The organism is Hymenobacter terrenus (genome assembly GCF_000972495.1).
Lineage (GTDB): Bacteria > Bacteroidota > Bacteroidia > Cytophagales > Hymenobacteraceae > Hymenobacter > Hymenobacter terrenus.
In genome coordinates this window covers 61,788-86,638 of the sequence record NZ_LATM01000020.1, presented here as the reverse complement: position 1 = coordinate 86,638, position 24,851 = coordinate 61,788, and the positions used below count along the sequence as shown (strand labels likewise).

General features: G+C 55.4%; 23 protein-coding genes. 6 read left to right on the top strand and 17 right to left on the bottom strand.

The window, feature by feature from the left end; translation table 11 throughout:
• Positions 1-384: 384 nt before the first annotated feature.
• The 3 genes from WX88_RS28025 to WX88_RS19690 are packed head-to-tail and all read right to left on the bottom strand — an operon-like array spanning position 385 to position 4,355.
• Positions 385-870, bottom strand: a complete 486-nt coding sequence (locus WX88_RS28025) for an immunity protein YezG family protein (RefSeq protein WP_052732877.1) — start codon at positions 868-870, stop codon at positions 385-387.
• Between the two features lie 9 nt (positions 871-879).
• Positions 880-2,559: a DNA/RNA non-specific endonuclease gene (locus tag WX88_RS28020; protein ID WP_052732876.1), complete on the bottom strand. Its 1,680-nt coding sequence runs from the start codon at positions 2,557-2,559 to the stop codon at positions 880-882.
• An 11-nt stretch (positions 2,560-2,570) separates the two neighbouring features.
• Positions 2,571-4,355, bottom strand: a complete 1,785-nt coding sequence (locus WX88_RS19690) for a type VI secretion system Vgr family protein (protein WP_082116167.1) — start codon at positions 4,353-4,355, stop codon at positions 2,571-2,573.
• Positions 4,356-4,482: 127 nt separating this feature from the next.
• Between WX88_RS19690 and WX88_RS19685 the strand changes: the two genes are divergently transcribed.
• Positions 4,483-4,710: a hypothetical protein gene (locus WX88_RS19685; protein ID WP_046246118.1), complete on the top strand. Its 228-nt coding sequence runs from the start codon at positions 4,483-4,485 to the stop codon at positions 4,708-4,710.
• Between the two features lie 1,623 nt (positions 4,711-6,333).
• Here the strand turns inward: WX88_RS19685 and tssD (WX88_RS19680) are convergent.
• Together tssD (WX88_RS19680) and tssD (WX88_RS19675) are read right to left on the bottom strand one after the other, a co-directional pair.
• Positions 6,334-6,738: a type VI secretion system tube protein TssD gene (tssD, locus tag WX88_RS19680; RefSeq protein WP_052732875.1), complete on the bottom strand. Its 405-nt coding sequence runs from the start codon at positions 6,736-6,738 to the stop codon at positions 6,334-6,336.
• A gap of 34 nt (positions 6,739-6,772) precedes the next feature.
• Positions 6,773-7,165: a type VI secretion system tube protein TssD gene (gene tssD, locus WX88_RS19675; RefSeq protein WP_046246117.1), complete on the bottom strand. Its 393-nt coding sequence runs from the start codon at positions 7,163-7,165 to the stop codon at positions 6,773-6,775.
• A 401-nt stretch (positions 7,166-7,566) separates the two neighbouring features.
• On the opposite strand from tssD (WX88_RS19675), the gene WX88_RS19670 reads away from it, so the two are divergent.
• Together WX88_RS19670 and WX88_RS19665 are read left to right on the top strand one after the other, a co-directional pair.
• The gene (locus WX88_RS19670) at positions 7,567-7,992 is read left to right on the top strand and encodes a GPW/gp25 family protein (RefSeq protein WP_046246116.1); all 426 of its coding nucleotides are present in this window, start codon (positions 7,567-7,569) and stop codon (positions 7,990-7,992) included.
• A gap of 81 nt (positions 7,993-8,073) precedes the next feature.
• Positions 8,074-9,999 carry a type VI secretion system baseplate subunit TssF gene (locus WX88_RS19665; protein WP_046246115.1) on the top strand — a complete coding sequence of 642 codons (1,926 nt, stop codon included), beginning with the start codon at positions 8,074-8,076 and terminating at the stop codon, positions 9,997-9,999.
• A 107-nt stretch (positions 10,000-10,106) separates the two neighbouring features.
• Here the strand turns inward: WX88_RS19665 and WX88_RS19660 are convergent, their stop codons facing one another.
• The 5 genes from WX88_RS19660 to WX88_RS19650 form a co-directional block, all read right to left on the bottom strand.
• On the bottom strand, positions 10,107-11,093 hold the full coding sequence (locus tag WX88_RS19660) for an ankyrin repeat domain-containing protein (protein WP_197076862.1): 987 nt from the start codon (positions 11,091-11,093) through the stop codon (positions 10,107-10,109).
• Complete coding sequence (locus WX88_RS30950; protein ID WP_197076861.1) at positions 11,090-11,557, bottom strand: hypothetical protein; 468 nt, start codon at positions 11,555-11,557, stop codon at positions 11,090-11,092. The genes WX88_RS19660 and WX88_RS30950 overlap by 4 nt, the downstream gene beginning before the upstream one ends.
• A 25-nt stretch (positions 11,558-11,582) precedes the next feature.
• A complete protein-coding gene (locus tag WX88_RS30320; protein ID WP_156176287.1) occupies positions 11,583-11,732 on the bottom strand; it encodes a hypothetical protein in 150 nt (49 codons plus the stop codon).
• Between the two features lie 565 nt (positions 11,733-12,297).
• Complete coding sequence (gene tssD / locus WX88_RS32155) at positions 12,298-12,402, bottom strand: type VI secretion system tube protein TssD (protein WP_197076860.1); 105 nt, start codon at positions 12,400-12,402, stop codon at positions 12,298-12,300.
• Between the two features lie 68 nt (positions 12,403-12,470).
• Positions 12,471-15,053 (bottom strand): ATP-dependent Clp protease ATP-binding subunit, encoded by a 2,583-nt coding sequence (locus tag WX88_RS19650; RefSeq protein ID WP_046246133.1) that lies wholly within the window; start codon positions 15,051-15,053, stop codon positions 12,471-12,473.
• A gap of 276 nt (positions 15,054-15,329) precedes the next feature.
• Here WX88_RS19650 and WX88_RS19645 point away from each other — a divergent pair, with 276 nt between their 5' ends.
• The 3 genes from WX88_RS19645 to tssD (WX88_RS19635) all read left to right on the top strand — a co-directional run bounded on the left by WX88_RS19645 (position 15,330) and on the right by tssD (WX88_RS19635) (position 17,769).
• The gene (locus tag WX88_RS19645; RefSeq protein ID WP_046246112.1) at positions 15,330-15,770 is read left to right on the top strand and encodes a hypothetical protein; all 441 of its coding nucleotides are present in this window, start codon (positions 15,330-15,332) and stop codon (positions 15,768-15,770) included.
• 46 nt (positions 15,771-15,816) lie between these two features.
• Positions 15,817-17,187: a DUF5458 family protein gene (locus WX88_RS19640; protein ID WP_046246111.1), complete on the top strand. Its 1,371-nt coding sequence runs from the start codon at positions 15,817-15,819 to the stop codon at positions 17,185-17,187.
• 180 nt (positions 17,188-17,367) lie between these two features.
• Positions 17,368-17,769, top strand: a complete 402-nt coding sequence (gene tssD / locus WX88_RS19635; RefSeq protein WP_046246110.1) for a type VI secretion system tube protein TssD — start codon at positions 17,368-17,370, stop codon at positions 17,767-17,769.
• 107 nt (positions 17,770-17,876) lie between these two features.
• Here the strand turns inward: tssD (WX88_RS19635) and WX88_RS19630 are convergent, their stop codons facing one another.
• The 7 genes from WX88_RS19630 to WX88_RS19600 all read right to left on the bottom strand — a co-directional run bounded on the left by WX88_RS19630 (position 17,877) and on the right by WX88_RS19600 (position 24,850).
• Positions 17,877-18,440, bottom strand: a complete 564-nt coding sequence (locus WX88_RS19630; protein ID WP_046246109.1) for a histidine phosphatase family protein — start codon at positions 18,438-18,440, stop codon at positions 17,877-17,879.
• On the bottom strand, positions 18,437-19,240 hold the full coding sequence (locus WX88_RS19625; protein WP_046246108.1) for an adenosylcobinamide-GDP ribazoletransferase: 804 nt from the start codon (positions 19,238-19,240) through the stop codon (positions 18,437-18,439). The genes WX88_RS19630 and WX88_RS19625 overlap by 4 nt, the downstream gene beginning before the upstream one ends.
• 35 nt (positions 19,241-19,275) lie before the next feature.
• Entirely contained in the window at positions 19,276-20,319 is a 1,044-nt protein-coding gene (gene cobT, locus WX88_RS19620) for a nicotinate-nucleotide--dimethylbenzimidazole phosphoribosyltransferase (protein ID WP_046246107.1), read from the bottom strand.
• Positions 20,319-20,924, bottom strand: a complete 606-nt coding sequence (locus WX88_RS19615) for a cob(I)yrinic acid a,c-diamide adenosyltransferase (RefSeq protein ID WP_046246106.1) — start codon at positions 20,922-20,924, stop codon at positions 20,319-20,321. The genes cobT and WX88_RS19615 overlap by 1 nt, the downstream gene beginning before the upstream one ends.
• A gap of 27 nt (positions 20,925-20,951) precedes the next feature.
• Complete coding sequence (locus WX88_RS19610; RefSeq protein WP_046246132.1) at positions 20,952-21,455, bottom strand: bifunctional adenosylcobinamide kinase/adenosylcobinamide-phosphate guanylyltransferase; 504 nt, start codon at positions 21,453-21,455, stop codon at positions 20,952-20,954.
• Positions 21,456-21,527: 72 nt separating this feature from the next.
• Positions 21,528-23,759: a TonB-dependent receptor gene (locus WX88_RS19605; protein ID WP_046246105.1), complete on the bottom strand. Its 2,232-nt coding sequence runs from the start codon at positions 23,757-23,759 to the stop codon at positions 21,528-21,530.
• Positions 23,760-23,812: 53 nt separating this feature from the next.
• Entirely contained in the window at positions 23,813-24,850 is a 1,038-nt protein-coding gene (locus WX88_RS19600; protein ID WP_046246104.1) for an ABC transporter ATP-binding protein, read from the bottom strand.
• Between the last annotated feature and the right edge of the window lies 1 nt (position 24,851).

The following is a 24,851-nucleotide window of genomic DNA, read 5'->3' as shown; positions in this document are numbered from 1 at the left end:
GCAACTACGGCAGTAGAAACGCCCATTCCTCGTCGGTCACGTCGCCCGGATAAGCATGGCGCGGGACTTCCATGCCGCTAAGTTCGCCTACAAGTCCATAGCAGGCTCTAGCGTGTTAGCTTGCCGGCGTTGGACCAAGCAACTTTGCCCAGCGTATTCATACACCACTTCCTGCTGACCATTAGAAGAATACATGAGGTTGCTCAAGGTAAGTCACTTAGGTAACCAGGCCTAGCCCATTGTAGTCGTATGCGGTAGCGTGACCTAGCGGGTCGCGGTCGAGTTCGCCGTGCGCATTGTGCCCGCGTCGGTGGTAATCGTCGTACTTGTTGTGCCCTAGTAGGGCAGCAAAAAGCCCCAACGATTGCCGGGGCCTTGTATGAGTTAAGCTAGAGGTTCGGCTTCATGGTACTTTAACTCATGCTTCTGCACAATGTCTTTTAGCCAGTCCGGCGTGCTTTCCTCGTTGCGCGGGAAGTGTTCAAAGTCTTTGGCATACTCAGCGTCTTCCGACTCATAGTCGAAAGAAGGCTTTTTGTCATAGTCAAACTCCGTATCAAACTTGCCGTCATTAGTAATGGTCATTACCGCCGTGTACCATGCGCCACGAAAAGGGGCTTCATTATACATCAACTGACGTAGACGCTCAAAACTAGGAGTAGCTTGCTCGTCATAATCCAAGTCATCATCATTAATCAGGAAAGCTTTGGGTACAAACTGCTTCTCTTTGTGAGTGTAGGTTACATTCTCTTCTACGTAAGGAAGAATGGCTCTGACAGTTATTGTAATAATATCCCATTCGTCGGTGGGAACACTATTAAAAGCAAGCTGGCCAATGTGCTGAAATAGGCTTTGAATTTCGTCGGTCATGAAATGTGTTTAAAAATTATTGATGGTACGTTTGTTGGGCACGCCGTCAATCCATTCAATTACTTTAAAGCTATGAGGTCGGGTAGTAGCATCCTTGTAAATAGCTTCAATCTCTACATGCACCTTCTTGCCTTGATTTAGCGCGTCGGACCAGGATTTCTCCATATTGCCCCACTTGCCATTAGGGTAGGCATTGACGCCGTCATGCTTCATCGGTACCATATTGGCATTGGCTCCATGGCCGCCGAACTGTGCCCCGATCAAGTGCCCGCCCGCGTCACCGGGTATCCGGCCGTCGCCTTTGCCCACCGTGCGTTGCATGTGTGCATCGCGTGCCGCTTTATCCAGCCGCAAATCGCCCCCTGCGCTCTTGATGCGGCCGAAAGCATCAGTGCTGTACCCATAGCCGTTGCGTATATAAGTGGTGTTGGGCTTGAGGCGCTTCTTGAGTACCCCTCCGCCAATGTCTACCAACTCCGTCAAGGCATCACACTTATTATGAGCTAGCACCTCCCCCGACCCGGCAAAGTAAGTGTGAAAGTCTTTCACTTCCAGGTTATAGACCGCCTCTGTCTGTACATGAATCACTTTGCCGCGAAGCTCCAGCGGGCCGGCTTCCCGGGTATGTACATGCTGGCCGGGCTGTAGGTCTCCCGCTGCTGTCCAGCCGCCTGGGGTAGCGTAGAGCCAGTGGGCGGGGGTCAGGCGCAGCGGAGCCCCCGTACCAAGGTCAAGTTCGGCTATTTCGGTGGCATCGCTGCGGAATACTTCGGTCACTGGCTTCCAGGCACTCTGATGGGTGGCTTCATCCCAAGCCCATACCTCATCGCCAGGCACCACCTGGGAAATGGGCCGTGGGCCGGAGCGTGTGTGCACGGGTGTATCGGCTGCGAAGCAAGCCCGCACGCAGAGCTTACCTGCGCGCTTGCGCGCGACTGCTATGGCTTTCCGCAAGCCTCCGTGCAGCGCTGCTGAGCGGGCCATCCAGTGTGCAGCTTCCTTGCGAGCCATGCCTACCGCCACACGCGCACCTGCTTTCATGGTTGCGCGCACGCCGGCTTTGCCAGCCATCATGCCCGCCGTAGCCGTCCCAAACGTAAACGCACCCGCCACAACTGAGGCCGCGTCCCAAGCTAGGAAGCCTGCATTTACTGCGGCTCCGAGCTTGTCGCCAGTTTGCACTGAATGAACCAGGTCCCGGCCGGAGCCCCAGACCGGAACCATTCCTTCCACTAGGCCGGCCTCCCCGACCGACTTCCTCTCCAACTCAGCTTTGTGTAGGGTTGCCTTCTGCTCATTTACTAGTTTGTTCAAGTCCCGCAGGTCGGCGGCCGAAAGAGGAATCTGGCCCGACATCATAAATTCAACCTTGCCCTGGCCAGCCGAGCAGGTTGCGCACGACATCTTTAGCAAAGGTTTGGCGCCTCCCATGCGTGCCGGATAGGTCTTCTGCCAGGCAGCGCATGCTGGTACGCACGGTATCGGGCTGCCGCCGGCCGCCTGGGTGAGCTTTTTACAAATACCAAAGGAGGGGATATTGACTAGCGGAGCCTTGTCCACCTCCGTGCCGACCATCAATCCCATAACTTTCGTCTTGCGCGGGGTAGCCTTGAACAGGCCTGGTATGGTGCCTTGGCTGCACTGAAGCAGAGCCCCCGTTACCACATACTCGTCTGCGTCGTCCGCCATGTGCTGAGGTATTATAAGTATTCTGAATCCGAGGAATCGGTCGTTAACTTCCTGCCCCCGTCCAGGTTCATCCGCTCATTAGCCTTGCCGTTAACCTCGCGTCCCTGATAGGCCAGTATTTCCTTCGCCACAATTTCTACATCTTTCGTAGTCGAACTGAGACGCACTAATTCTTCTGCTTCGAGGGTAATTGTTTTAGCGTGCATATTAATCTCGCCCTCATCACCCGCTTCGAGGGTAATAGTGGGGCTGAGCACCGTGACAGGCCCATTGCTCCTGATAGTAATACGGCCGTTGCCTTGGAAGTCAACTTCAATGGCCGTGCCTTTGTTGTTGGAGTTGGAGATGAGAATCTGCTGCTCACCTCGGGTGTCCTTCATCACAAACTTGTTGCCGCCTGCCGTTTGCAGCCCCTTGAGGAGGTTTTTGACCGGGCTGTACTTAGCGCCCTGCTTATTTTGGGGGTGAAACAAGTTGCCCACCACTACTGGGAACTCCGCTAATCCATGCTCGTAATTTACCAACACTTGCGAGCCCACTTCTGGTGTAAACATCTGGCCTTTGCCATCGCCGCTGTAGGGTGTAGTCACGCGTAACCAGCCCGATTCGGCATCTTTGGGAGTCTCTACCGGCCAGTGAAATCGTACCCGTACGCGGCCTATATTCCGTGGGTCAGCCAAGTCGATAACCTCCGCTAACTCTGGGTGAGCGGACGGCGGAGCGTAAAATTCGTTAGGCGGCGGGCTGTCCAAGGTTCCCGACATGCCTTTGAAGCGGTTTTGGTAGTTGCCGTCGCCGTCCAGCGTGTGCTCCACTGCCAGCACTCGAAACTGGCCGTAGTCCACTCCGGCGGCGTCGCTCACGGCGAGCAAGCTCCCGGGAGTCAGGTCATAGGCTTCGCCGTGGCCCTCGAGCGCCACCAAGCTGCTTACCTGCTTGGCCGCCAAGATATCCATGCTCTGCTGAAGCTGGGCTTTATCGGTGAGCACGGAGTCGGCCATGACGCGGTGCGGATTACTAAATACCTCTCTCGAGCGCTTCACCGCGAACTGGCTGAACGCATCACCCCTGGTTGGGGCTTTGGCGGTGGCTTGCAAGGGCTGATGCGTGCGGTAGTTGTAGTGGCTGCCCTGAAGCTGGCTGGGCTGCAGGTTCATTGTCAGAGTAAAGTTCTGTACACCATTGCTTTGAAAGGCAATGGTTTTGGCATTGGCGAGCCCGAGCTGCACCGAGGTGCCATCGTAGTAAAACCACTCACCCTGTTGGGCCGCGAGCCGGCTCAGAAAGTTGAAATTCGTTTCGTCGTACTGCGCCACGTAGGGCAGTACGGCTTTGCGTTTGGGTTTAAGCTGGCGGGCAAAAGCATTGCCGGGATAATCGGTCAGCACGGTGGTGAAAATCTGCTGAACCGTTTGCTTCACGAAAGAGCGGCTCTGGCTGCCGTCTTCCAGCAAGAAGGTGGGGCTGCTCCCGCTGATGTGATAATAGTTCGTGAGGTCGGAGCTAGTCTGAATGCTGGTTTCCGTGATCAGTCCTTTGAACTCAAAGGAGCGTCCCGTTTCGTTGGGCAAGCCGCTGGTCCAGCTGATGGTAATATTTTTGCCGCTCAGTTGCTCATGCGCCTGCTTGAATAAAGCATCCGGAGTTATTCCCAGCGCTTTACCTAACGCCTCAAAGGAGAAGTCAAGAGCAAAAGTGTGGTGGGTGAAGAGTTCTTGGGCAATGGTCAAGCTCTTGAAATCGGTGAGGGTGCCCCCTCCTTCCACTTGCACAGTAACTCGAACGGGATACGACATAAAGAGAGCAATACGGCGAGTACGCGTGAGCGCGCAGGTGCATGAATTACCCGCCTGGTGAGCCTGCTCAGCAAAACTAAGCTGTACGCACTACGTTTACTAATGCAATCGTGTTACCTTTTGGCCTATGTTACCTACTAATCAGCGTTCCAGCCGCTTCACATTTGGCACTGCCGGCCCGCCCCGACCAGGGCATTTCCTGCCCAATGGGGCTCCCAAGCGCGTTACTTCGCGTGGTATGAACGATGCCATAGTGCGGGCTGGTGACCCGCCACGCTTTCGTTCCCGCAGCCTGACCGAGGCCGATTTTATGGGGTATCTGACCGATTCCAGCCTATCACTCGCCAAGGCCTAGCATGAGTTTTCTCAAGGCGTTCTGGATGGTTTAGAAGAATCGCTAAAAAGTGCCTCGAGCCTCGTCTCGCACGACATCTGGCAGCAGAAAACGTGGACCGAGATGGCTACAACCCTGACGGCGCTGAATATGCTCGACCCGTTCAACCTAGCCAAAGGCCTGGCTGCTGCTGAGGCATTCGACAGGCGTTGGGGGACGCACGTGGCGTAGCGGCAGTGGCAAATTATTGCCGCCGTTCAAAAATTAGCACAAGACGTACTACGCTGGACGCCCCGGCAGTGGGGCTGGGCGGTAGGCCGCATCATCGATGACTTGTTACTGGCCAAAGGCGCCGGAGCCGCCGTGAAAGCGAGTGTGCAAGGGGCGAGTGCGCTCAATAAAGCAGCAGCGGTACGTTATTTGGCCAAATACCCTGATTATGCCAATGCCTTCAGCGACGTAAAGGGCTTCAACCTTAGTATCTTAGTATCGGACAGCGTACCTATAAAGTACAGGAAGCTTTGCAGTGGGCTAGGAAGGGGATGTCGAACCAGAAATTGACTACTCCCTCGGAAACAGTGTTGAAAATGGCGCTTGATTACCCTGGTGCCATGAATTGTGCTTCACTCCGTTGGTCCGTCAGAAGGTACGGCGTCTACATTGAGGGAACTGTGGCCCCCCAGGCCAATCCGCTCGGCGGCGGGCATCAACTTTTCCGGGTGATGGGTAAGGAAGGCAATTATGTGGAAGTTCCTTACAAATATAGACTCAGATGGTACTCAGCTACCAAGCCCGGGGCATATGTAGCCTGTATAGGAGTTCCTCGTGAAGTTTGGGCAGCTTCATTACTCCTTTGGCCTTATGGATTTCGGGCAAGCCACCCAAGCTGCTGTACCACCGGGAGGGGTATGCTGCTCATGCTTTAGCTCAGACCGATAAGCCACCCTTTCTATATTGGAGCAATTGCAGTAACTGGCTGGTTTTTTATGAGTTTAAGCGACAGGAGTCCTATCAAATAGTCTTTATTGACATTACGAAACGCTAGTATACCGACTGCCTGCATCGGATTTGCTCTTACAGCAACTGCCGAAAATCAGTCCGGAAAACGCTCGAATCTTAAATCTGTTACAACAGGAAAAGACTTCTCCATCTCCATTAGCCCTTGACCCTGTCACTTCTGCGGAATTATCTTTTCGTTAAGAACCTCAGTAGGTGCCAGCTCTTATTGATAATAAAAATGTAAACAGGTGTAGTCTGGCGAAAACTGTTTGGCGCCATTTTGATGAAAATCACAAGGGCTACCATAGCCCCAACTACTGTTGAGCGCCCCATATCAGACCTGCTGAGCTGTGTACTGGCTCAGTAACTGAATAATCCGAGGTTGGATAGTGCAGCCCGGGAGCCAATGGGCCTACAGAAGTGAGTGTTAGCAGCGTTTTACGACTTAATGCCGACCAGTGTCGAGGATAGCTAATACAGCAGCCTTAGCTGCTGTATTAGCTATCCGATGAACTAAGCTGTCAGGTGAATAGCTAGTAATTAAGTCAGCAACACGCCAATGAATTCCTACAACAAGTGTTATCTTTCTCAGATTGCTCCGGGCTATCTGAGAAAGATGCTATGGTAGAACTTTGTAAATACTCGCTAGCGTGTCTTTTCCCAAGTGTTATCTTTCTCAGTTGTGCCTAACGTGAGTTTGGCGGCTGAAATTTGCAGGATACAGCGGTAAGCACCTTCCGGCTCGGCCCCAGAGGAGAAGACTTCGTCGTAGGACACACAAAATCCATCCTCAAAATCCAGCCTTTCACGGGCTACAGGCAGGTCTGTCTCGTGGAAAGTCAGGTATCCATTATGCTTCTTCTGCGGGTCGTTGGCCCAGCCCACCAGCTGGTCGCCGTCGGGTACGTCGAGGTGTAGTGTGAGCAGGCCACTCCGTACTTTGGCGCCGGCCCGACCCCGCTCGGTAATGGCTTGGCTGAATTGATAGGAACAATGTACAACCGGAAACTCCTGGTTGTCGAGGGTGAGAATACAGCGGAAGGAAGACATACAGAAGGCCAGGCAGCGCCTAGCGAGCTAAAGGTTAGGCAGGCCAGTGATTGTTAAGTTTCACGCTCCCGCTGCTGAGCTTGTTGGCCGACAGGGCCAGGGACATCGTCATGCCTTGATTGGAAGCCGATCCGTCGAAATTCTTGCTCAGTCCCACGCAGAAAGCTTCTTCAAATTCGATGGATTTACGGATTGAGTCGCTGTCGCTTGCGTACACGACCAATTTGCCGCTCATCTTCTTCGTGTCGTCTAACGCCCAGTGGTGTATCATCTCATCGGGCTGGGAATCCAGTTCAACGTGAAGCTGACCACCTTGCACGCGAGCATCTGGGCGGCCTACTACATCAGTGTTTTGCCGTAAGCCCCAATTAAATCGGCGTACGGTATATTTTTGACCATCAATGATAAGGGAAGCACTAAACGACATAAGAGCAAGGAAAGGTAGTGAGTAGGAGTGAGCAAGGCGCCAGCTTTTGCCCCAGGGCAAGTTACGTACAATTAAAATAATAAAAAGGATAAGCCGAAGTTTCAGGCGACGGACTGCTCCGCTAAAACTATGTCCACGTGGTTGCTAATCTATTTAATAAATATTGTATATACGTAATTGTTTTGGTCTCTCAGTAGGACTCTTCCTAATAAAGCGCTGTTTATATAGTAAACGGCTGTCACCATTAACTAGCTGCTGGGTTAGGAAACCGCTGTGAACCCCGAAAAATTAAGGTCTGATGTAGATTGCGTGCCAGAAAAGTGTTGCCGTTGTGGTTGCCGTTGTAGTTTTGATGAGCACCTGCTACTAGCCTAATTTATTCGTTAATCAACTTGCCGCGTATGAGTGCCACTTATTACCGCTTGCCTCTAGATTTAGAAGGAGTGCTGGAACGCCAGTTGTTACCCCGCTGCTCTGTGCAGGAGTCGATTGCCCAGCACTTGTATCTGATGCTGACCACCTACTTTGGGGAGTCTCGCTATGAGCCGGATTTTGGCTGCCAGGTGTGGGAGCAGGATTTTGAAGCCATGACGACCATGCGCTGGAAAGACAACGTCCAACACTCCGTAGAACAATCCATACGTCTGTACGAGCCACGCTTGGTCCGGGCTCGGGCGCAGGTGGCAGTGACGGATTTTGAGCTGAGAAACGTCAGCCAACGCATTCGTAAGCGCCTGGAAGTGACGATAACCGCTGCCTTACACCGCACCGATGAGCCGTTTGCCTTCCAGGCCAGTTTGTTTGTGGCTCCGCTATCTATTGATTAGAGGCCCCTCCGAAAATTAGAACGTTCTGCCTCACTAAGCTCTGCACCACGTTCTTTCAATCCCGCTTTTTAACCTTTGCCCATGCTACCTCCTCCGTCCTTTGCCGCGCCCGCCGGTGCCGATTTTAGCAAAGCTAGTGTTAAGAGTCGTCTTACACGCCAAGCCGCCGAGTTGTGGGGCTACGGTGAGGGCGACCTCGACGCCTTCGACCCTCTGGTACACTTACTATTGGAAGCCTGCTCCGTAGAATTTGAGAAAATTGGCCAGGAGTTGCACAACACGCAGTATCGGCTCATTGAGCGGCTCGCCACCCTGCTCAACCCTGACGTGGTGGACGCTCCGCACCCGGCCCATGCCGTGGCCCAGGCCCGGGCCCGCGAGGCCGTAGTGTCCTTGCCCGATGATGCGCAGTTCGTATTTGAGCCGCCAACTGTGGGGCGGCAGGCAGCAGGCCAAGAACTGTTTTTCTCACCTCTGCAGACCACCCGCTTGGTGAGCGGTGCGGTGCGCTGCCTGGCCACCGATACTACTATATGGCAGATAGAGAACGCGGGCCAGAAGCGGATAGTAGCGCAAGCAGTAGCCCCTCCACCGGCCCAGTACCGTCGGCTTTGGATAGGCATAGAGCTGCCCGCCGAAGGCGTAGAGCTAAAGGATTTAACCTTTTATTTTGATTGGTTGAACGAGCCGCGCCGCGCCGCCTACGCCGCCTTTTTGCCCGGCGAGCAGTGGCTGCTGGGTGGAGTAGAGGTAACACCTATTCAGGGTTTGCCGGAGCCCGCCCCCTCGGCTGGCACGGCAGCAGGACATCTGAACTCGGAATACGATTTTCTGCGGCGCGCCGAACAGAAAGTACGGGCACTATATGCGCCTTCTTTCGTGCGTTTGGCAGAACCTGGAGTAACACCCACGGGAACATCCGGCGGAGTGCTGACAACTTATGCGGCTCGTCCGTACCCAGCCGAATTGACCGCTTCTTTCAACCCGGCTACGGAGCTGCAAGCCCTCAACCAGCCCCTAACGTGGCTGGAAGTTCGATTTGCGCACGCGCTACCGCCTGAAGCATTTGATCAGCTAGTGTGCGCCCTGAATTGCTTCCCCGTGCTCAATCGTCGGCTGCATAAGGTGCTTTTTCGCTTGCAGCCGGCCCTCAATCTCTTCCCTTTAGTGAGCGAAGAGCCGTTTCTGGCCGTGCGCGATGTATACAGTCTCAGCAATGTGGCCTACCGCTCCACTACGCTTAGTAACCTTTCTGAAGGTGCGACCGACACTTACACGCTTCGCACTCACGGGGTAGGCCGTTTTGATACCCGAACTGGGCGCGAGTCCCTACGCGAGATGCTGGAGCTGCTCCGCGATGAGAGCCGCGCCTTCACCGCCGCCGGCACCGACTTTATCGGTTCTATTCTGCGTGAACTGGAGCAAAACCTTGCCCGCCTCGAAGAGCGCCTCGACCGCAGCCGCATTGCCGAGCAGCCCGTACCCTACCTACTGCTGCGCCCGCGCGACGTAAACGACAGCGTCTACCTGGAGTACTGGTCGAGCAACGGTGAGGCCGCCAATCGCCTGCCCGCTGGCAGCCGTCTGCGCGTCTACGATGGACATTACCTTGATGAGGTGCGCCTGCTTACCACCACAGGTGGTGGTCGGGAGCGGCCCCGCCCCGAGGAGCGGACCCACGCGCTGCGCCGCAATTTGCTGGCCCGCAACCGCCTCGTCACCTTGGCCGATATCCGTGCTGCCTGCTGGGCCGAACTGGGACCGCAGTTAGCAGAAGTGCACATCGAAAAAGGCTTTCAAACCGGCACTACGCCCACGGCTGGCTTCGTGCGTTGCATTAAAGTGCTGCTTACGCCCGCCGAGCCAAGCCGCCTCAGTGGGCCGGAGTGGCAGCGGGCTGCTCAGGAACTACAAACGGTCTTGTCCGGACAGTCAGCCCTGAACCTGCCTTACGAAGTGACAGTGAAGCCCCTAAGCTTACTGGCTGGGGCAGGAATAATCAAATAAACCTAAGTGTGTGGTGGAGCCTTCGCTCTGCCACGCTCAAACAGTAATCAAATAAAACTAACTATCTAGCGAACCCAGAATCACCCGAAGGCATTCCCCAACCGCCCTTAATAAGGGCGGTTGGGGAATGCCTTCGGGTGATTCTGGGTTCGCATAGCAGTGCGTGCTGCTAATTCTTCCTTAGTCCATGCTTTGCCCACTACATCGGGCTGGGCGCCGAGAGCGTCAAGTTTGACACGCCAGGCATGCCCCTCAGGAGTTTGCTCCCATTTGGTACGGATGTCGTGGTAGCGTGCCGTCCCCGACGAAGGCACTGGGAATTTAACGCCCTTCGCCATAAGTAGATGCTTGACTTTGATTTGCCAGGCAACCGCCTCGGCGTTGCCAATATCCTTTTCCTGGGTGCTGAGCGCTACGTCCCCGTCAGCTTTACGCCAGTCAGCACCACGTTCGAGTAAGTAGTGTACCACCTCAAAATTGTTGAGGCTGGCCAAGGTAGAAAGGGCGGTGTAGCCCCCACTGTCGGTCGCATCGATGTCTGCGCCGCGGTCGAGCAGCAGCTTCATGCGCTTATAGTTGTTGATGTAGAGGGCATTGAGCAAAGCCGGTACCTGGCGTTCGTCTTTCGCGTTGGGGTTAGCGCCTAGGTCGAGCAAGGCCACCAGCAGTTCGTCTTTAGGTCCTTCAGCTGCAATATTGATAAGGTGGGTAATATCGGTGCCACCCTTCTCGTTGGGCAGCGGTAGCGAGCGGTTGACGTCGGCGCCGTGGGCCACCAAGGCTTTAAGAGAATTGACGTGGTGATGGGCGAAGGCCCAATACAGGAACGTAACACCTTTTTGGCCAGCCTGGTTGGGGTCCAAGTCCAGGTGCTGCTTAAATAGCTTTTCCAGGGTAGCTACGTCGTCATGCCGAATGGCTTTGGCTACGTTCAGAGCTGGTGGAGCCGGAAAAAACTCCTCTGGCGCGTGCTTATAGATGGGGTTGGGATTCGGTTGCATACAGCCAAACAAGTGGAAAGGGAAAAGGAATAGCAGCACTGCGGCCGCTTGGTGGCCGGGCCGCGCTGTCAGTAAGGATAACCACCATTTCATGGAGCGAGGAAATTGGTGAGGGTGGTAGTGTCTTGGTCCTTTTCGTGCTCGATATGGTCCACCATCTGGGAGGCAATGCCGTGTCCATCCAGCGCCCGGCTCACCAACTCCTTGCCTGGATTGGCAAAACCGCTCCATTCATGCTGCCATTGCGGAGCCGACGTGATGGCGTGGGATACGCCCAGTGCTTTGGGCAAAACAATGCCCCTAGTTACTACTGCCGCCTTTTGTAGGTTGTTGAGTGGGTCAGAAGTTGAGCGATAAGCGTCAATCAGAGCGGCTCTTTCCCGCATTGTGTCGCGCGAAATGCTGTAAGGCTCGCGCATAACAGTTCTGGCATGCAAGCCCGCCGCGTTGAAGGTATGGCTCTTGGTACCCGTCACGACGCTGCCGGCGCTGGCCAAGCCGCCACCGAGCGAGTGGCCCGTGGTTTCAACATCAAATGGGTCAACTTTCTTACTCACCGCATCCGCAAGCTTCATTGCGGCATTACACTGCTTGCTCTCCTGCGTAGGCAATTACCAGCTTGGGTGGCTGCTCAAATGAAGACTGATACAAAGCAGCTTTAAAGTCAGACTTAGGGTCGAGCAGCATTTCGGGCGATACGCCCTTCTTTGCCAGTTCACTCGGGTCGAGCATATGCCAGCCCTCGGGTTCGGTACGGGTGGAATCCTATCGCTGCTATATACGTGGCTGCTCAACCGGGCCCTTTCTACAGCCACATTACTGCGTTCGAGGCGTGTGAGGGCAGTTTGAGCGGTGTCGTTCGGGGTGGTGGTCAGCTTGGTGCGCGTCCCCTGCATCATGTTCATCCGAGCGGCGTAGCGCTCCTGCTTCGAAGGCATAAGCGCCGCAGCCTCGGCGGGCAAGACTGCGGCGGCTGTGGTGGCATACTCGCGAGCTATGGGGGCTATAAAAGGCTTTGCTGGCCCACCGGATGTCATTTCCAGTTTCTCAGCCGAGATGGTGAGTCAGCAATGATAGGCGCCAGTGTCCCCATTCCCTGAAACAAACGTTTCGTCATAGCCCACATAATGACCCACCGAAAAGCCCAGCGTTTCACGGGCTGTGCGCTGGTCTGGTCGGTTGCAAAAAACGTGATGTAGCTTTCTAGCGGTTTGTAGGCGCTGTTAGCCCACCTGAGCAGGAGGTCATCATCAGGTACGTCAACAACAAGATGAACCAAGCCGTGGCGCACCTTGGCCTATACTCTGCCTCGCTCGTCGGTTGCCTGCGCGAACTCAAATTGACATTCCCGTACCCGGTAAGTTTCCCCTTCCACTTTCAACTCCGCATAAAAAGACGCCATAAGTATTCAGGAATAAGTAAAACTGCCGAGAATGGAGGCCAAAACGTGATTCACATGATGAAACTGACTTAGGTAGCGGTAGTGCCGACTGTTTCGGCAGGTGCCAGCTCGCCTTGCTCAAGTGCTGATTCTACTGTAGCTAATGGTTCAGGTGCGTCGGCTTGCTGCGTGGTGGTCCACGTTACCTCGTCGCTGCCTTCGGGCTTGCTGAGACTCAGTACCGTGCCTTTGCGGGCCTCGCCGCTCACGATGAGCCGCGAGATAGGCCGCCGCAGCTGCTGCCGAATCACGCCCGTAATAGGTCGTGCGCCGTAGCGCGGCGTGAAACCCGATAATGCCAGATGCTCGCGGGCTTCCGCGCTGAGATTGAGAGTAATGCCTTGCCGCCGCAACTGCTCCAGCAACGGCCGCAGGTGGATGTCGAAGATGCGGCCCACATTCTCTTCTGAGATAGGCGCAAAGGGCACGATTTCGGTGAGGCGAGCCAGAAATTCTGGGCGGAAATAACGGGCCATGGTTTCCATCAGCTCCGTAGCAACGGGCGCTTGGCCAGCTGCAAAAGCAGTGCTAATCTGTTCTGAGCCAATATTAGAGGTAAACAGAATAACAGCGTTGGAAAAATCGCCTTCTCGGCCCAGGCGGTCATGCAGGCGGCCCTCATCCAGGATTTGCAGGAAAATGTCGAACACCGATGGGTGAGCCTTCTCGATTTCATCGAACAGCACCACCGAGTAAGGCTTCTCCCGGATTTTATTCACCAGCAGGCCGCCTTCCTCGTAGCCCACGTAGCCGGGAGGTGCGCCATACAGTAGCGCTGCCGAGTGCTCTTCCTTAAACTCCGACATGTCGAAGCGGATAAGAAAAGACTCGTCGTTGAAAAGAAAGTCCGCCAGTGCTTTCGCCAGCTCTGTCTTCCCAGTGCCAGTAGGCCCCAGCAAGAAGAATGAACCGATGGGCTGACCGGCCTTTGTCAGTCCTGACCGCGCCTCTAGGATGGCCGCGCACATGGCCCGCACCGCAAAATCCTGCCCCACCACGCGTTTCTGCAGAATCTGATCCATGTTGAGCAGTTTCTCACGCTCATTGCTTTGCAGCTTGCCCAACGGAATACCGGTTTTGCCCGATACAATGGCTGCAATGTCCTGCTTCTCTACGCTTTCCTTCTTGGTATCGGCTAGGCCAAGCACGGCGCTCAGAATCTCACGCAGGTAGGTTTCCAGTTCGGTGCTTGTTTCCAGGGTTTCGGGTTGCTGCTCGTTCTCCAGTTGGTTCAGCCAGAGCTGACTGACTTGGTTTTGCACTTGATATAAAAACCAGCGCAGTTCGCGCAGATAATCCGCTTCCTCAAACTCCTCCCGGCGCGCCGTTAAGGCATCAAATTCGGTTTGCAGTTGTGTAAGCCCTGCCACGGCCTGTTCGTCGAGCATGCGAATAGCCGCCATCGTGCGGTCCACCAAGTCGATGGCTGAGTCGGGCAGTTGCCGGTCCTTCAGGTAGCGTTTGGCTAGGCGCACGGCTTCGGCTATGGTGCCTTCACCCAGCGTCAGCCCATGGTGGGTGGCATAAATAGGCAGCACCCGTTCTAGCATCCGCTCGGCCACCACAATGGATGGTTCCTCCACACGTACAATATCGAAGCGACGATTAAAAGCTTCATCTTTTTCGATGTATTGGCGGTACTCATCGTTGGTCGTCGCCCCGATAACGGTCAGTTCACCCCGCGCCAGCTCTGGCTTGAGTAGCTGCGCAATGCCGCTGCCAGCACTACCCTTGGGGTCGAGCAGCACGTGAATCTCATCAATAAACAGAATTGCCCGAGTGTACTGCTTGATTTCCGTTAGCACCTTCTTAATCCGGTCCTCCACTTCGCCCTTATAAGAGGCCCCAGCCACGAGCGTGCCCAAGTCCAGTTCAAATAAAGTCACCTCGCGCAAGTGCGTTGGTACCAGTCCTTGGGCAATCTGTTGGGCAAAGCCTTCAACCAAGGCCGATTTGCCCACGCCCGGCTCCCCGATGAGCAACACGTTGGGCTTAGTCCGGCGGCCCAGAATTTCAGCCACCAGCCGGATTTCCCGGTCGCGCCCCACGATGGGGTCTAGCTTGCCATTGCGCGCCTGTGCCGTTTTGTCGGTGCAATAGGTGGCTAACGCTCCACCTTTGCCAGCTGGTGCCGCGCCAGTGGTGGCGGCACTCGGGTCAGCACCTGCTACCACTGCGGGGGCCGGCATTTCTGCCTGTGCTGCATCCATCACCTCTTTCTGAGTAAGTGGAAGAGACTTTAGTTGGTCCGCCGTGAACGCTAGGCCCGGACGCAACAGTGCCGACAAGGTGCAAAGTGGGTCGGTATAGTCGCGGGAGAGCTGCAAAGCTACCAAGTCGGCCATCTCGAGCACTTGCTGCACACCCGGGTCGGGAGTAGGCATCTCGGGTGGGCGGGCGGCCTTGGGCTGGTCTTCGAGCCGAACTTCAGCCCACTCGCGCAAATAATGAATGTCTTTGTCCAGAACTGCTACGAGCCACGAGGCTAATCCTATCTCATTGTGCAGTAAGGCAGTGAGTAGATGCGGGGCAGCGTAGTGCTGCTGGCGGTATTCGTGGGCTACGGCTTGCGCAATATGCAGGCTGCGTTTGAGGTTGTCAGAATATGCCACCGGCGTTTCCAATATAGTGAAGTGCAAAGTACTGCGGAGTTTCGGCTACGTGCAATCAGATGAGGTGGTTTATTACTAATTTTTCTATTAATTTTCGGCCATCATCAACTAAGTCAGACTTCCTATCCAAGGAAAACCTGTACATTAGCCCTAACATTTGGTTCTACTCCATCCGTAAGCCAAAAATTAGTTGGCTTAATGAATATATTCACTGGTTGGTTACGACGTATATTTGCACGTTCAGTTGCCCCACCTTCCACACCTCCCACAACTTCTATGTATACGTACGGAATTGGCGGCCAGGAGCGTAAGCTCGACATTGCCTCCGAAGCAATATCAGACATCCCGCTCAATCGCACCTTGCTGGTGCAAAAGCTCACCACCAACACGCCGTTGAAGCCTATAGTGGTCGAAGGTCTCAAGACCCCCGAGGCAGTATTTGCGCACTTCAAACCGGAAGTATCTGTCGAGTTTGACAATGCGGATGGAGCTACAGTGCCAGAAAAACTGCATTTCTCAACCTTGGGTGACTTTGGCAAGAAGGGCATCATCAGCCAAAGCAATTTTTTGCAGAGCTTATCTGCCGAAACCGACGACCTACAAAAATTGCTGCGTCAGCTCAAATCAAACAAAATCCTGAAAACAGCTCTGGAGAACCCCGAAACCAGAGCTGCATTTCTGGCTGCTGTGCAAGCCATGATGGACGAGCTGGAATAGTCCAGGTTCCATATCTCAACTAATTGCCTTTCCCTACACTTAATTTATGGCACTCGAACAGCAAGATGCTGCCGCCGCCGGCTACCGCAATCGTGAGGCAGCCCCGGCTCTTGAACAAAGCACGCAGGCCCTGCTCAAAGTAGGTGGGTTCGATTTGCTCGAAACCACTATTGATGGTACTTCTAACCTCAACCCGGAGAAAAAGGCCCGCAAAAAGATTTTTCTCTCCGAAGAAAGCAAAAAGAACGACCGCAAGCAGTTAAAGAAACGTTTGGCGCTGTGGCACTCGCTTTTGAGCGAAAGCACTACAGTAGCCGACGCCGTGGAGCAAGGTGAAAAGCGCGTAGAAGCCGCCCAACACCTGCTGACTGACAACCTGAAAAAAGCAGTTGAGGCCACGCACGAACTGGAGCAAGCGTATCGGTCGGTGGCCTTGTTTTTCCGGAATACGGATCAGGACGAAGTTAAAAACGTGTCCATTATGAATGCAGATAAAGACCAGCTGCAGGATTTGGACAATACGACTTTTATTGATGCCGTATCGGCAGAGATGGAGCAGAACTATGACCGTCTCGACCTGCGCGATAACTACTCATTGTTGGTAGTGCCCGGTTATTTGGGATCAAATAAGGTGATAGACAAATGGGCCAAAATAGCCCATAAAAATAAGGTAATGCTCGTTACTGACTTCGAGCATTACGATACTCCCGAAGACGTCATCGAGCTGTTTGAGGAAGCTAACCTTACAGGTGGTGATGCTTACAAGTCCAATGTCGTTATGACGGCCAACTGGCTCGTGGGCCGGGGCAAAATGGAAGAAATAGGCGAGGAGGAAGACTTATTCGTGCCGCCATCGTCGGCATTGGCGGGCCGTATCTACGCCACGCTAGCTTCGCAGGTAACGGCTGGTCGTAAGCATGGTACCATCAATGAAGTAGACGGTGTCAAGTTTCCGTTACGTAAGAGTGAGATTGCCAATCTGGAAAAAATTGGCCTTGTGCCAATGGTTAACGAATACGGTCGGGTAATGGCCTTTTCGGCCAAGACCTTGTTCAATGGTGATAATATTGGCCTCCAGACTTATTCAGTCGTCCGGGTGTTCGACTACGTGACCAAGGTACTGATTGACTTTCTCAACCGTCGGGCCTTCGAAAACTGGGACCACAATATGCGGATGGATATCCAGAACCAGATTGTACGCTTCCTCGACGGTATTGCCGGGCCCGGTAAATTAATCGAGAAGTTTTCGCTCAAGAAGTTTGAGCGCGACCCGGAGCAAAAGGACCGGATTCTTCTCGATATTCACATGGTTCCTTATTTCCCAGCTAAAACGTTCCTTGTTTCACTCGACGGTACGAAGGGGGATGACCCGGACAATCCGGGCCGTGATTGGAATGCTGAGTACGCTCAACAGTAGGTTTATGGCTATTTTGAAAGGTTATCATGCTTATGTGTCCCATCATGTTGAGACATCATAAAATATGATAACATAAAAATAGCTTTTAAGCTCAACTTATTCACGCCTTCTTCGTATATTTGTCTTGTAGTATTTTAGTTTTTTCCACAAACCATTTTTTTCACCAAACCCCTTTACCACATGGCCTCTTTCAGTGCTGTTTTTGACGCTGCTGGCAGCGAAGAATGTGAAGTAGTAAGCTCCAGCTACTCCTTCAATCAAACTACCGATGACAAAGGACGTCCCTCCTCTGTTGTGCAGGGTGGTACCATCAAGGTAACCGTCGTATCAACCGACAGCGTGAAGCTGATCAGCTGGATGCTTGACCCCTACAAGCGTGCCGATGGTAAAATCGTGTTCAAGCGCGGTGACCAAGACTCGAAAATGAAGGAAATTGCCTTCAAAGAAGCCTACTGCGTAGGTTACACCGAGACTTTCGACGCTCGTGGTGCTGAAACGCAAGCTTCGATGGTGTTGAGCCTGGTTATCTCGGCTAACAAAATCGACGTAAACGGCGCCTCGCTGGACAACAAGTGGGTATAACCACTAATTACAAATCGATGGAAAATCCCGCTAGACCTTCTAGCGGGATTTTTTGCGTTTATAGGTAGGTTGAAAGTTAACCTATTCTTTCTGCCGATTTTATTCGCTCAACTATTTAATGTAAGAAGATTCCAGCGGCCGTGTTGCTTTTGCAGCTTTGTGATAGACGCGAAATCAATGCGCAACTGGAAAGCATTTCGTAGTGGGATATCCAGGCAGTGACATACTAATGCCCGAATGGTGCCGCCGTGGGTAAATACCAGCAGAGGTTCTTCTCCGTCGGTAGCCAGTTCAGCGAGGAAATCGACGGCTCGCTGTTGCACGGCGCCAAAGGTTTCGCCACTGGGTGGAGCCAGTGTCACATAATCTTCCATCCACGGCGCGGTTTCTGTGGGCGGTAGGTCGTTCCACAAGCGGTTTTCCCAGGTACCGAAGTGCATCTCGCGTAGGCGCTCATCGGGCGTGACATTGGTGGCTATGGCTGCGGCTAAGGTTAAGCAGCGTACGGCGGGGCTGCTGAAAGCCCGATGGCCTTCGGTGGGGGCTATTGGCAGCTTGGCACTGAGCTGTGCGGCTTCGGCGGCGAAGGTAGCGGCTAAGGGTACGTCGTGATGGCCGTAGCAGAGACCAAGCGCCTGTACAGCGGTATGGCGAATGAGATAAATGGTCATGCCAAGTGCACGGTCAAGGATAAATAAATGAGGGCCTCAGCCAGCTGTTGAGTGGCACCCAGGCAGTCACCGGTGTAGCCACCCAGCCATTTGTTGAACCAGCGGCCGAGCATTATTTGCAAAATCAACAGCGGCAGGAGTACCCACAGGAGTGCCAGCTGCTGTTGCCACATCGCCAGCGTGACCAGGGGCGCCAGTCCCAGCAGGGCTGCTGCCGCTAGGCGGCGGTTTGGCATGCTCTGGGCTACGGGCTTGGCTTTGCCATCATCTAGGTCGGCCCGAGCGTAGGGGAGAGTGCGCACAAAGGTAAGGGCCGTGAAGCGGCTCAGTGGGTGAGCTACAACGAGCAGTACTGGCACCGTGAAGCTAGACCCAAACGGAGTAGCGGCAGCGCCGCTCAGCGCCGCCACTTTTATGGCCATCACTAGGCCTAGCCCCACCAGCCCGTAGGTGCCGACGCGACTGTCCTTCATGATATCGAGGATGCGCGTCCGTGTCCAGCCACCACCGAAGCCGTCGCACACATCCGCCAGCCCATCTTCGTGAAAAGCTCCTGTGAGCAGCACTCCGGCGCCAGTGCTTAGCAGCACGGCCACCGGTGGCGGCCAAAGCAAGGCCGCGCACCAGTATACGCCAGCCGTTACGGCACCCACCAGCCAGCCAATAAGGGGGAAGTAAACAGTGGCCCGGTTGAGTTGCTCTGCCTCGTGGCCTACCCAGCGCGGACAGGGCAGTCGGGTATAGAACATCACGGCCGTGAGCAGCAGGCGCAGTTGGTAGCGAGGCCAGGAATCGGGCATGGCAGGGAAGATGATAGAAAGCGCATAAAACAAACCTACGTGCCGGAGTTGTCGCTTACACCTGCGCTTTCAAAGGACGCCATTTCATTCAGTAAATTGACGGCGGCCTGCACCAGCGGATAGGCCAGCGCGCAGCCAGTGCCTTCGCCTAGCCGCAGGTCTAGGTGCAGCAGAGGTTGCCCGCCCAGTTCAGCTAGTAGTAGACGATGCCCCTGCTCATTCGACTCGTGGCAGAACACGCAGTAGGCTAACACGGATGGAGCAAGCCGGGCCGCTACCAGCAGCGCTGCGGAAGCAATAAAGCCATCAATGAGCAGCAGCATGCCGTGTTCGGCGGCGCGGAGCAGTACCCCGCACATTTGCGCGATTTCGAAGCCGCCGAACGTGGCTAGTACCGCCAGCGGGTCGTCGCCTACAGTGGGATGTGCTGCTACGGCCTGTGTCAGGGTAGTGAGTTTACGAGCTAAACCGGTTTCATTGAGGCCGGTGCCACGGCCCACGCACCCGGCCAGGGGATGGCCAGTGAGGCGGTGCATCAGCACTGCGGCAGAAGAGGTGTTGCCAATGCCCATCTCCCCCAGACCCAATACGTTGCACCCGGTGGCGTGCAGCTCATCGGCTAGCCGTGCCCCCCGCTGCAGAGCGTCGGTGCACTGGCTGACGCTCATGGCGGGCTCGTAGGTGAAGTTGCGGGTACCCTCGGCTATTTTCTCGTTCCGCACGGCGGGCAAGTCGGCAAAGCTGCCGCGCACGCCGGCATCCACAATACTTAGATTCAGACCATTTTGGCGGCAAAAAACATTGATAGCAGCCCCGCCGGCCGCGAAATTGCGGACCATCTGATGCGTTACTTCGGGCGGGTATTGGCTCACACCGGCCTGTGCGATGCCGTGGTCGGCGGCAAACACCAGTATGTGGGGCCGACACAACTGTGGCGTTAAGGTTTGCTGCACTAGGGCAACTTGTTCGGCCAGCGGTTCCAGCCGTCCGAGTGCCCCGAGCGGCTTGGTTTTGGTATCGATTTTATACCGGATAGCCGCGGCTAGCGCGGTGTCAGGCAGGGAAATACTCCAAGGCATTATGCAGGATTTTCGGGCTTAGGAGTGTCGCCAGCTTGCTTAAAGCGCTTGTAAAGAAACAGCTGCCATTTCTCCTCGGCCACCCCGGCCTTATCCATCTCGGCGCGGGCCAGGGTGAAAAACAGGTCAGATAGACGATTGATGTAAGCGGGAATAACGGGGTCGACCGTATCAACTGCCATCAGGCTCACCAAGCGGCGCTCGCCCCGGCGCATTTGGGTGCGCACTACGTGGCAGAGAGCGGATATTTCGTTACCGCCGGGCAGCAGGAAGTAGTCAGAGGGCGAAGTCATTTGATTTTCCAGCTCATCAATCCACTCCTCACAAAACTGGGCGCCATCGGCAGGTATGGGGTTGGTGTTGGTTTTCTTGGTGTCCGAAGGCCGTGCCAGGTGCGACATCATGTCCATCATATCCTTCTGGATGCGGTGGAGCTGCGGCTGCCAGGCATGGTCGGCACCCAGCTTTACCCGTAGCAGGCCGAGGGTAGAATTGGCCTCGTCGAGGTCGCCCATGCACTCCACACGCACGTCGTCTTTGCGCACGCGCGAGCCGCCGAAAAGGCCAGTGGTACCGGCATCGCCTTTTTTGGTGTAAATTTTCATACTTGATTACAGGCTTGAATGAAGTGATTATTTTACCGCCAGCGGCAACCCTGATACCATGAAAATGGCCCGGTCGGCCCGCTGGGCAATGTGTTGATTAACCCAGCCTTGCAGGTCTGCGAACTTGCGGCCGGCCTCAGTGGGCGCGTGCAGGCCCATCCCGATTTCGTTGGAAATTACCAGCAACGTGCAGTCCTGCCGCATCAGCTTATCGAATTCGTCGCGGGTCTGCTGGAGCGTTTTTTCCACTTGGTATTCCGAATCCGTGAAGAAATTAGTTAGCCAGAGCGTCACGCAGTCCAGTACTACGGTGCGGCCAGTGAGGTCGAGGCGGCTGAGGTATTTTTCTTCTTCCAGAGTGGTCCAGCGAGCGTCGCGGTCCGTCACGTGCTGGGCAATGCGCTGGCGGTGGTCTTCGTCCCAGGCCCGCGAAGTGGCAAGGTACACGGGGTTAGGGCTAAGTTGTAGGGCGAGGTTCTGAGCGTAGCGGCTTTTGCCCGAGCGCTGCCCGCCGGAGATATAATAGAGCACGGCTGAAAATCGGTGGGATGAGTGAAGCAGCGTTTTAATCACCACACCCTGGCATGGCGGTACCTAAAACTGCTAAAATGTGAGCGTATAACGGCCTGATACATTGCGGCCGGGAAGATTATAGCCACGCTTCTCGTAATAGTTTTCGTCGGTCAAATTATTTACCAGCACTGCGAAAGTATGCTTGTTTATGAAAGTGTAACCGGACGAAAAATCCAGGGTCATGTAGCGCGGATAGTCAATTTGCGGGGATTTAATATCCGTGAAGTCAGTGTCTTTACGAGTGCCCACGTAGTGGCCGTTCAGGCGGGCGCGCAGGCCGTGGTTGTTATCGAATGCCACACCGTAGTTGCCGCTAAGCTTGGCCACATTATAAATGGCGCGGCTGGTTTGTGAGCCATCGGCGCTGTTAGTGATGTCTTCGGCCTGAAATAGGGTAGTGCCGCCGGCAAATACCCGAAGCGAGTAGCGATTTTCGACCAGCACGCCGAAATCATAGCCCGCTTCGGCTTCCAGGCCCTGAATCCGACTGTCGTTAGCATTGACGTAGGTGGTGCGCGAAGCCACGCTGTAACCCTGGGGGGTGGTTTCGCCCACCGGGTTGGTGGTGCGGGTGGTGATGCGGTCTTTCACCTTGGTGGCGAAGTAGGTCACGTCGGCCGAGAAGCCGCTGGTGGGTCGGGCAAAGCGCAGGCCGGCGTCCCAGGTCACGCTGCTTTCGTTTTTCAGGTTCGGGTTGCCCTGGATGATAGATACTTTATTGGCACTCGTGGGCGAGGTTTGGGAGTAGCCCGCCACGTTGTAGGCATCGGGCGTTACGTAGGCGCGGCCGATGGTGCCGTGCAAACGCAGCCCTGCCACTAGCTCGTATTGGGTGCCCAGGCTGGGGCTGAAGAAAGGATTGGTCGTTTTGCCCGGCGTGAAGGTCGTGAGCAGGTCAGTCTGTTTCACGTTGTAGGTAATGAAATCGTAGCGAGCACCGGGCGTAATAATCAGCCGGTCCTGCAACAAGTTCAACTGAGCTTGGGCGTAAATGCCGGTCGTGCTCAGTTCGTAGTTGGGGTTGAAGGGAGCGGTATTGGCTCCGGTTGCGTTGAAGCTCTGCGAGTTGCTGGTAGCTTCGTTGCGGTCGATACCGACGGTAATGCTCTGGTTACCCAGTTTGATAACGTCTTTGGCCTGAAGGCCTTTCCATAAGTACTGACTCTGGAATGAGCGGTAGGGCGCAATGGGTGTATTGCCGCTGAAGAGGTTGTTATTGTTGTTATTTTCTTTCGACGTATAGCCGCGCACAAAAAGCTGATGACGCTCGTAGTCACCGGTCACGCTCAGGTCGAGGTTTTGGCGCTCAATGTCTTTGGTGCTGTATCGCAGGTCGCCGTAGACAACATCATTAGGGGACTGCACGTTGCGGGCCAGGAACCGCTCGCCGCGCACGTCTACGCGCCAATGCTTACCTAGCTGGTAGCCCAGCCGCAAGGCACTTGAGTAGTAGTTAAGCTTGGTGAAGGTGCGAGGCCGGCCATCGGCGCGTTTATCGTCGGTCTGGGCGGTACTGTCAGCTAGGGTTTGGTTGGTATAGGTTTTGGTGGCGCTGCCGCCATCGAGCCAGCGGCGGAATATGCCGCCCCCGCCCAACTTGTAGTCGGCCGCCCGGTCGAACTGCGCAAACGACAAATCAAAATCCAGGTTGCGAGTGATGTTGCCACCCGTAGCGCCACCAAACTTAAACGTCTGGTAGCTGCCATATTCAGCAAACAGCGACGAGCGCACCGCCCCGCGCGACTTACGGCTCAATATATTAACTACACCGCCCATAGCTTGTGAGCCGTAGAGTGCCGAGGCTGGCCCCTTCAGCACCTCCACCTGTTCCACGCTGCCTAGGTCGAGCGTGGCCAGGTTGCTGGTGCCAGCCGGACGCCCATCCACCAGTAGCAGGGCGCGCTGATTGAGGCCGCCAGTCTGGGGTCGGAAGCCACGGATGCCCACGCCCGCCAGCAAGCTCGGGTACTGTACAATGTCAACCGACGTATTCTTCTTCAGTACATCGGTAAACTCCTGGGCCGGAGTTTGTTGAATGTCCTTCTGGCTGATAATCTGGATTTGCTGCGGCACCTTGCTACGCTCGATAGGAGAGCGAGTAGCAGTCACTACCACCTCGTTGAGATTCTGACGCTTAAGAGTATCGACTGGCGCCTGGGCTTGAGCTCCGAGCCCAGTGCCAGTCAGCAATAAAGAGGCCAGCACTACCGATAACTTGAATTGATGGTCATTAGCGTATCGATGTAGAGAATGTGTTTTCATGGGTTGTGAGATAGTTATTAAAAAGGGGATTTGATACAGCTTAATGCTGGACTTTAAGCCAAGGGAGTATTATCAAAAGTGAGCCGTAGTGTGCGGAGTAGTTCTTCTATTGTTTTGTGGTACTGAGCGGGGTGACCGGGGGCGTGGCTGATCCACTGGCTGGTTTTGGGAGGGCTGGGCGCGGTCACGCGCAGAGCCGCGGGGCCAGCGGTGGGCACGAAGCCCTCGCGCTCTAGGGCCCGGCGCGTCCAGAAGGCCGTAGCCCCGTCCCCCATCAGCTGCACGGCCGGGCCCATGGGCGCGTGCAGAGCGAAGGTGCCGGTAGCCGGGTCGAAGGCTAGACCCTCCCGTGCAAAAGCCGCCGCGAACTCCCCGCTCAGTACCAGGTCTTCGGGGGTGCCGGTGTGCAGTACTCCATCAGCGGGGAGGAGCCAGACCCGGTCGGCAGCCTGCAAGGCGAGGTCCAACTCGTGGGTGGACAGTAGAATGGCCTTGCCGGTTTGACGGGCCAAACGGTGCAGTAGGCGCATGAGGGCCACGCGGTTAGGCAGGTCAAGGTGAGCGGTAGGCTCGTCGAGCAGCACGATGGGCGTATCCTGGGCAATGGCGCGGGCCAGCAACACCTTCTGCCGCTCGCCATCGCTCAACTCACCCACCGGGCGTTGGGCAAAACTACTGGTGCCAGTGGCCGTCAGCGCGGCTTGTACCTGGGCTTCGTCGTGGGCCGAGAGGCTGCCCAGCCAGCCGGTGTGGGGGTGGCGGCCCAGGCTCACCAGCTCTTGCACGGTCAGGTTGCCGGCATCCACCCGGTCGGTGAGCACGATGCTGAGCTGGCGGGCGCGCTCAGCCGCGCTCAGCCCTGCCAGGGCCGCCCCGCCGAGGTTGAGCCGGCCGCTGAGCGGGGGCTGCAAGCCGGCCAGCGTGCGCAACAGAGTTGATTTGCCGGCGCCATTGGGTCCGAGCAAGCATACCAGCTCGCCGGGCCATAGGGCCAGGCGTACAGGCTGGGCCACCGGCCGGGGCGTTTTTTTACTGCTGAAATAGCCCACCGTCAGGTCTTCGGCGGTCAGCAAGGGCTTGAGCGTCGACATC

What these genes read in the sequence shown, in the direction of transcription:
- WX88_RS19615 (WP_046246106.1), bottom strand. Translation starts at nt 20,924, where the DNA reads ATGAAAATTTACACCAAAAAAGGCGATGCCGGTACCACTGGCCTTTTC.
- WX88_RS19670 (WP_046246116.1), top strand. Translation starts at nt 7,567, where the DNA reads ATGAGTGCCACTTATTACCGCTTGCCTCTAGATTTAGAAGGAGTGCTG.
- WX88_RS19690 (WP_082116167.1), bottom strand. Translation starts at nt 4,355, where the DNA reads ATGTCGTATCCCGTTCGAGTTACTGTGCAAGTGGAAGGAGGGGGCACC.
- WX88_RS28020 (WP_052732876.1), bottom strand. Translation starts at nt 2,559, where the DNA reads ATGGCGGACGACGCAGACGAGTATGTGGTAACGGGGGCTCTGCTTCAG.
- tssD (WP_046246117.1), bottom strand. Translation starts at nt 7,165, where the DNA reads ATGTCGTTTAGTGCTTCCCTTATCATTGATGGTCAAAAATATACCGTA.
- WX88_RS28025 (WP_052732877.1), bottom strand. Translation starts at nt 870, where the DNA reads ATGACCGACGAAATTCAAAGCCTATTTCAGCACATTGGCCAGCTTGCT.
- tssD (WP_046246110.1), top strand. Translation starts at nt 17,368, where the DNA reads ATGGCCTCTTTCAGTGCTGTTTTTGACGCTGCTGGCAGCGAAGAATGT.
- tssD (WP_197076860.1), bottom strand. Translation starts at nt 12,402, where the DNA reads ATGGCGTCTTTTTATGCGGAGTTGAAAGTGGAAGGGGAAACTTACCGG.
- WX88_RS19685 (WP_046246118.1), top strand. Translation starts at nt 4,483, where the DNA reads ATGTTACCTACTAATCAGCGTTCCAGCCGCTTCACATTTGGCACTGCC.
- WX88_RS19665 (WP_046246115.1), top strand. Translation starts at nt 8,074, where the DNA reads ATGCTACCTCCTCCGTCCTTTGCCGCGCCCGCCGGTGCCGATTTTAGC.
- WX88_RS19600 (WP_046246104.1), bottom strand. Translation starts at nt 24,850, where the DNA reads ATGTCGACGCTCAAGCCCTTGCTGACCGCCGAAGACCTGACGGTGGGC.
- WX88_RS19660 (WP_197076862.1), bottom strand. Translation starts at nt 11,093, where the DNA reads ATGAAATGGTGGTTATCCTTACTGACAGCGCGGCCCGGCCACCAAGCG.
- tssD (WP_052732875.1), bottom strand. Translation starts at nt 6,738, where the DNA reads ATGTCTTCCTTCCGCTGTATTCTCACCCTCGACAACCAGGAGTTTCCG.
- cobT (WP_046246107.1), bottom strand. Translation starts at nt 20,319, where the DNA reads ATGCCTTGGAGTATTTCCCTGCCTGACACCGCGCTAGCCGCGGCTATC.
- WX88_RS19640 (WP_046246111.1), top strand. Translation starts at nt 15,817, where the DNA reads ATGGCACTCGAACAGCAAGATGCTGCCGCCGCCGGCTACCGCAATCGT.
- WX88_RS19605 (WP_046246105.1), bottom strand. Translation starts at nt 23,759, where the DNA reads ATGAAAACACATTCTCTACATCGATACGCTAATGACCATCAATTCAAG.
- WX88_RS19625 (WP_046246108.1), bottom strand. Translation starts at nt 19,240, where the DNA reads ATGCCCGATTCCTGGCCTCGCTACCAACTGCGCCTGCTGCTCACGGCC.
- WX88_RS19630 (WP_046246109.1), bottom strand. Translation starts at nt 18,440, where the DNA reads ATGACCATTTATCTCATTCGCCATACCGCTGTACAGGCGCTTGGTCTC.
- WX88_RS30320 (WP_156176287.1), bottom strand. Translation starts at nt 11,732, where the DNA reads ATGCTCGACCCGAGTGAACTGGCAAAGAAGGGCGTATCGCCCGAAATG.
- WX88_RS19645 (WP_046246112.1), top strand. Translation starts at nt 15,330, where the DNA reads ATGTATACGTACGGAATTGGCGGCCAGGAGCGTAAGCTCGACATTGCC.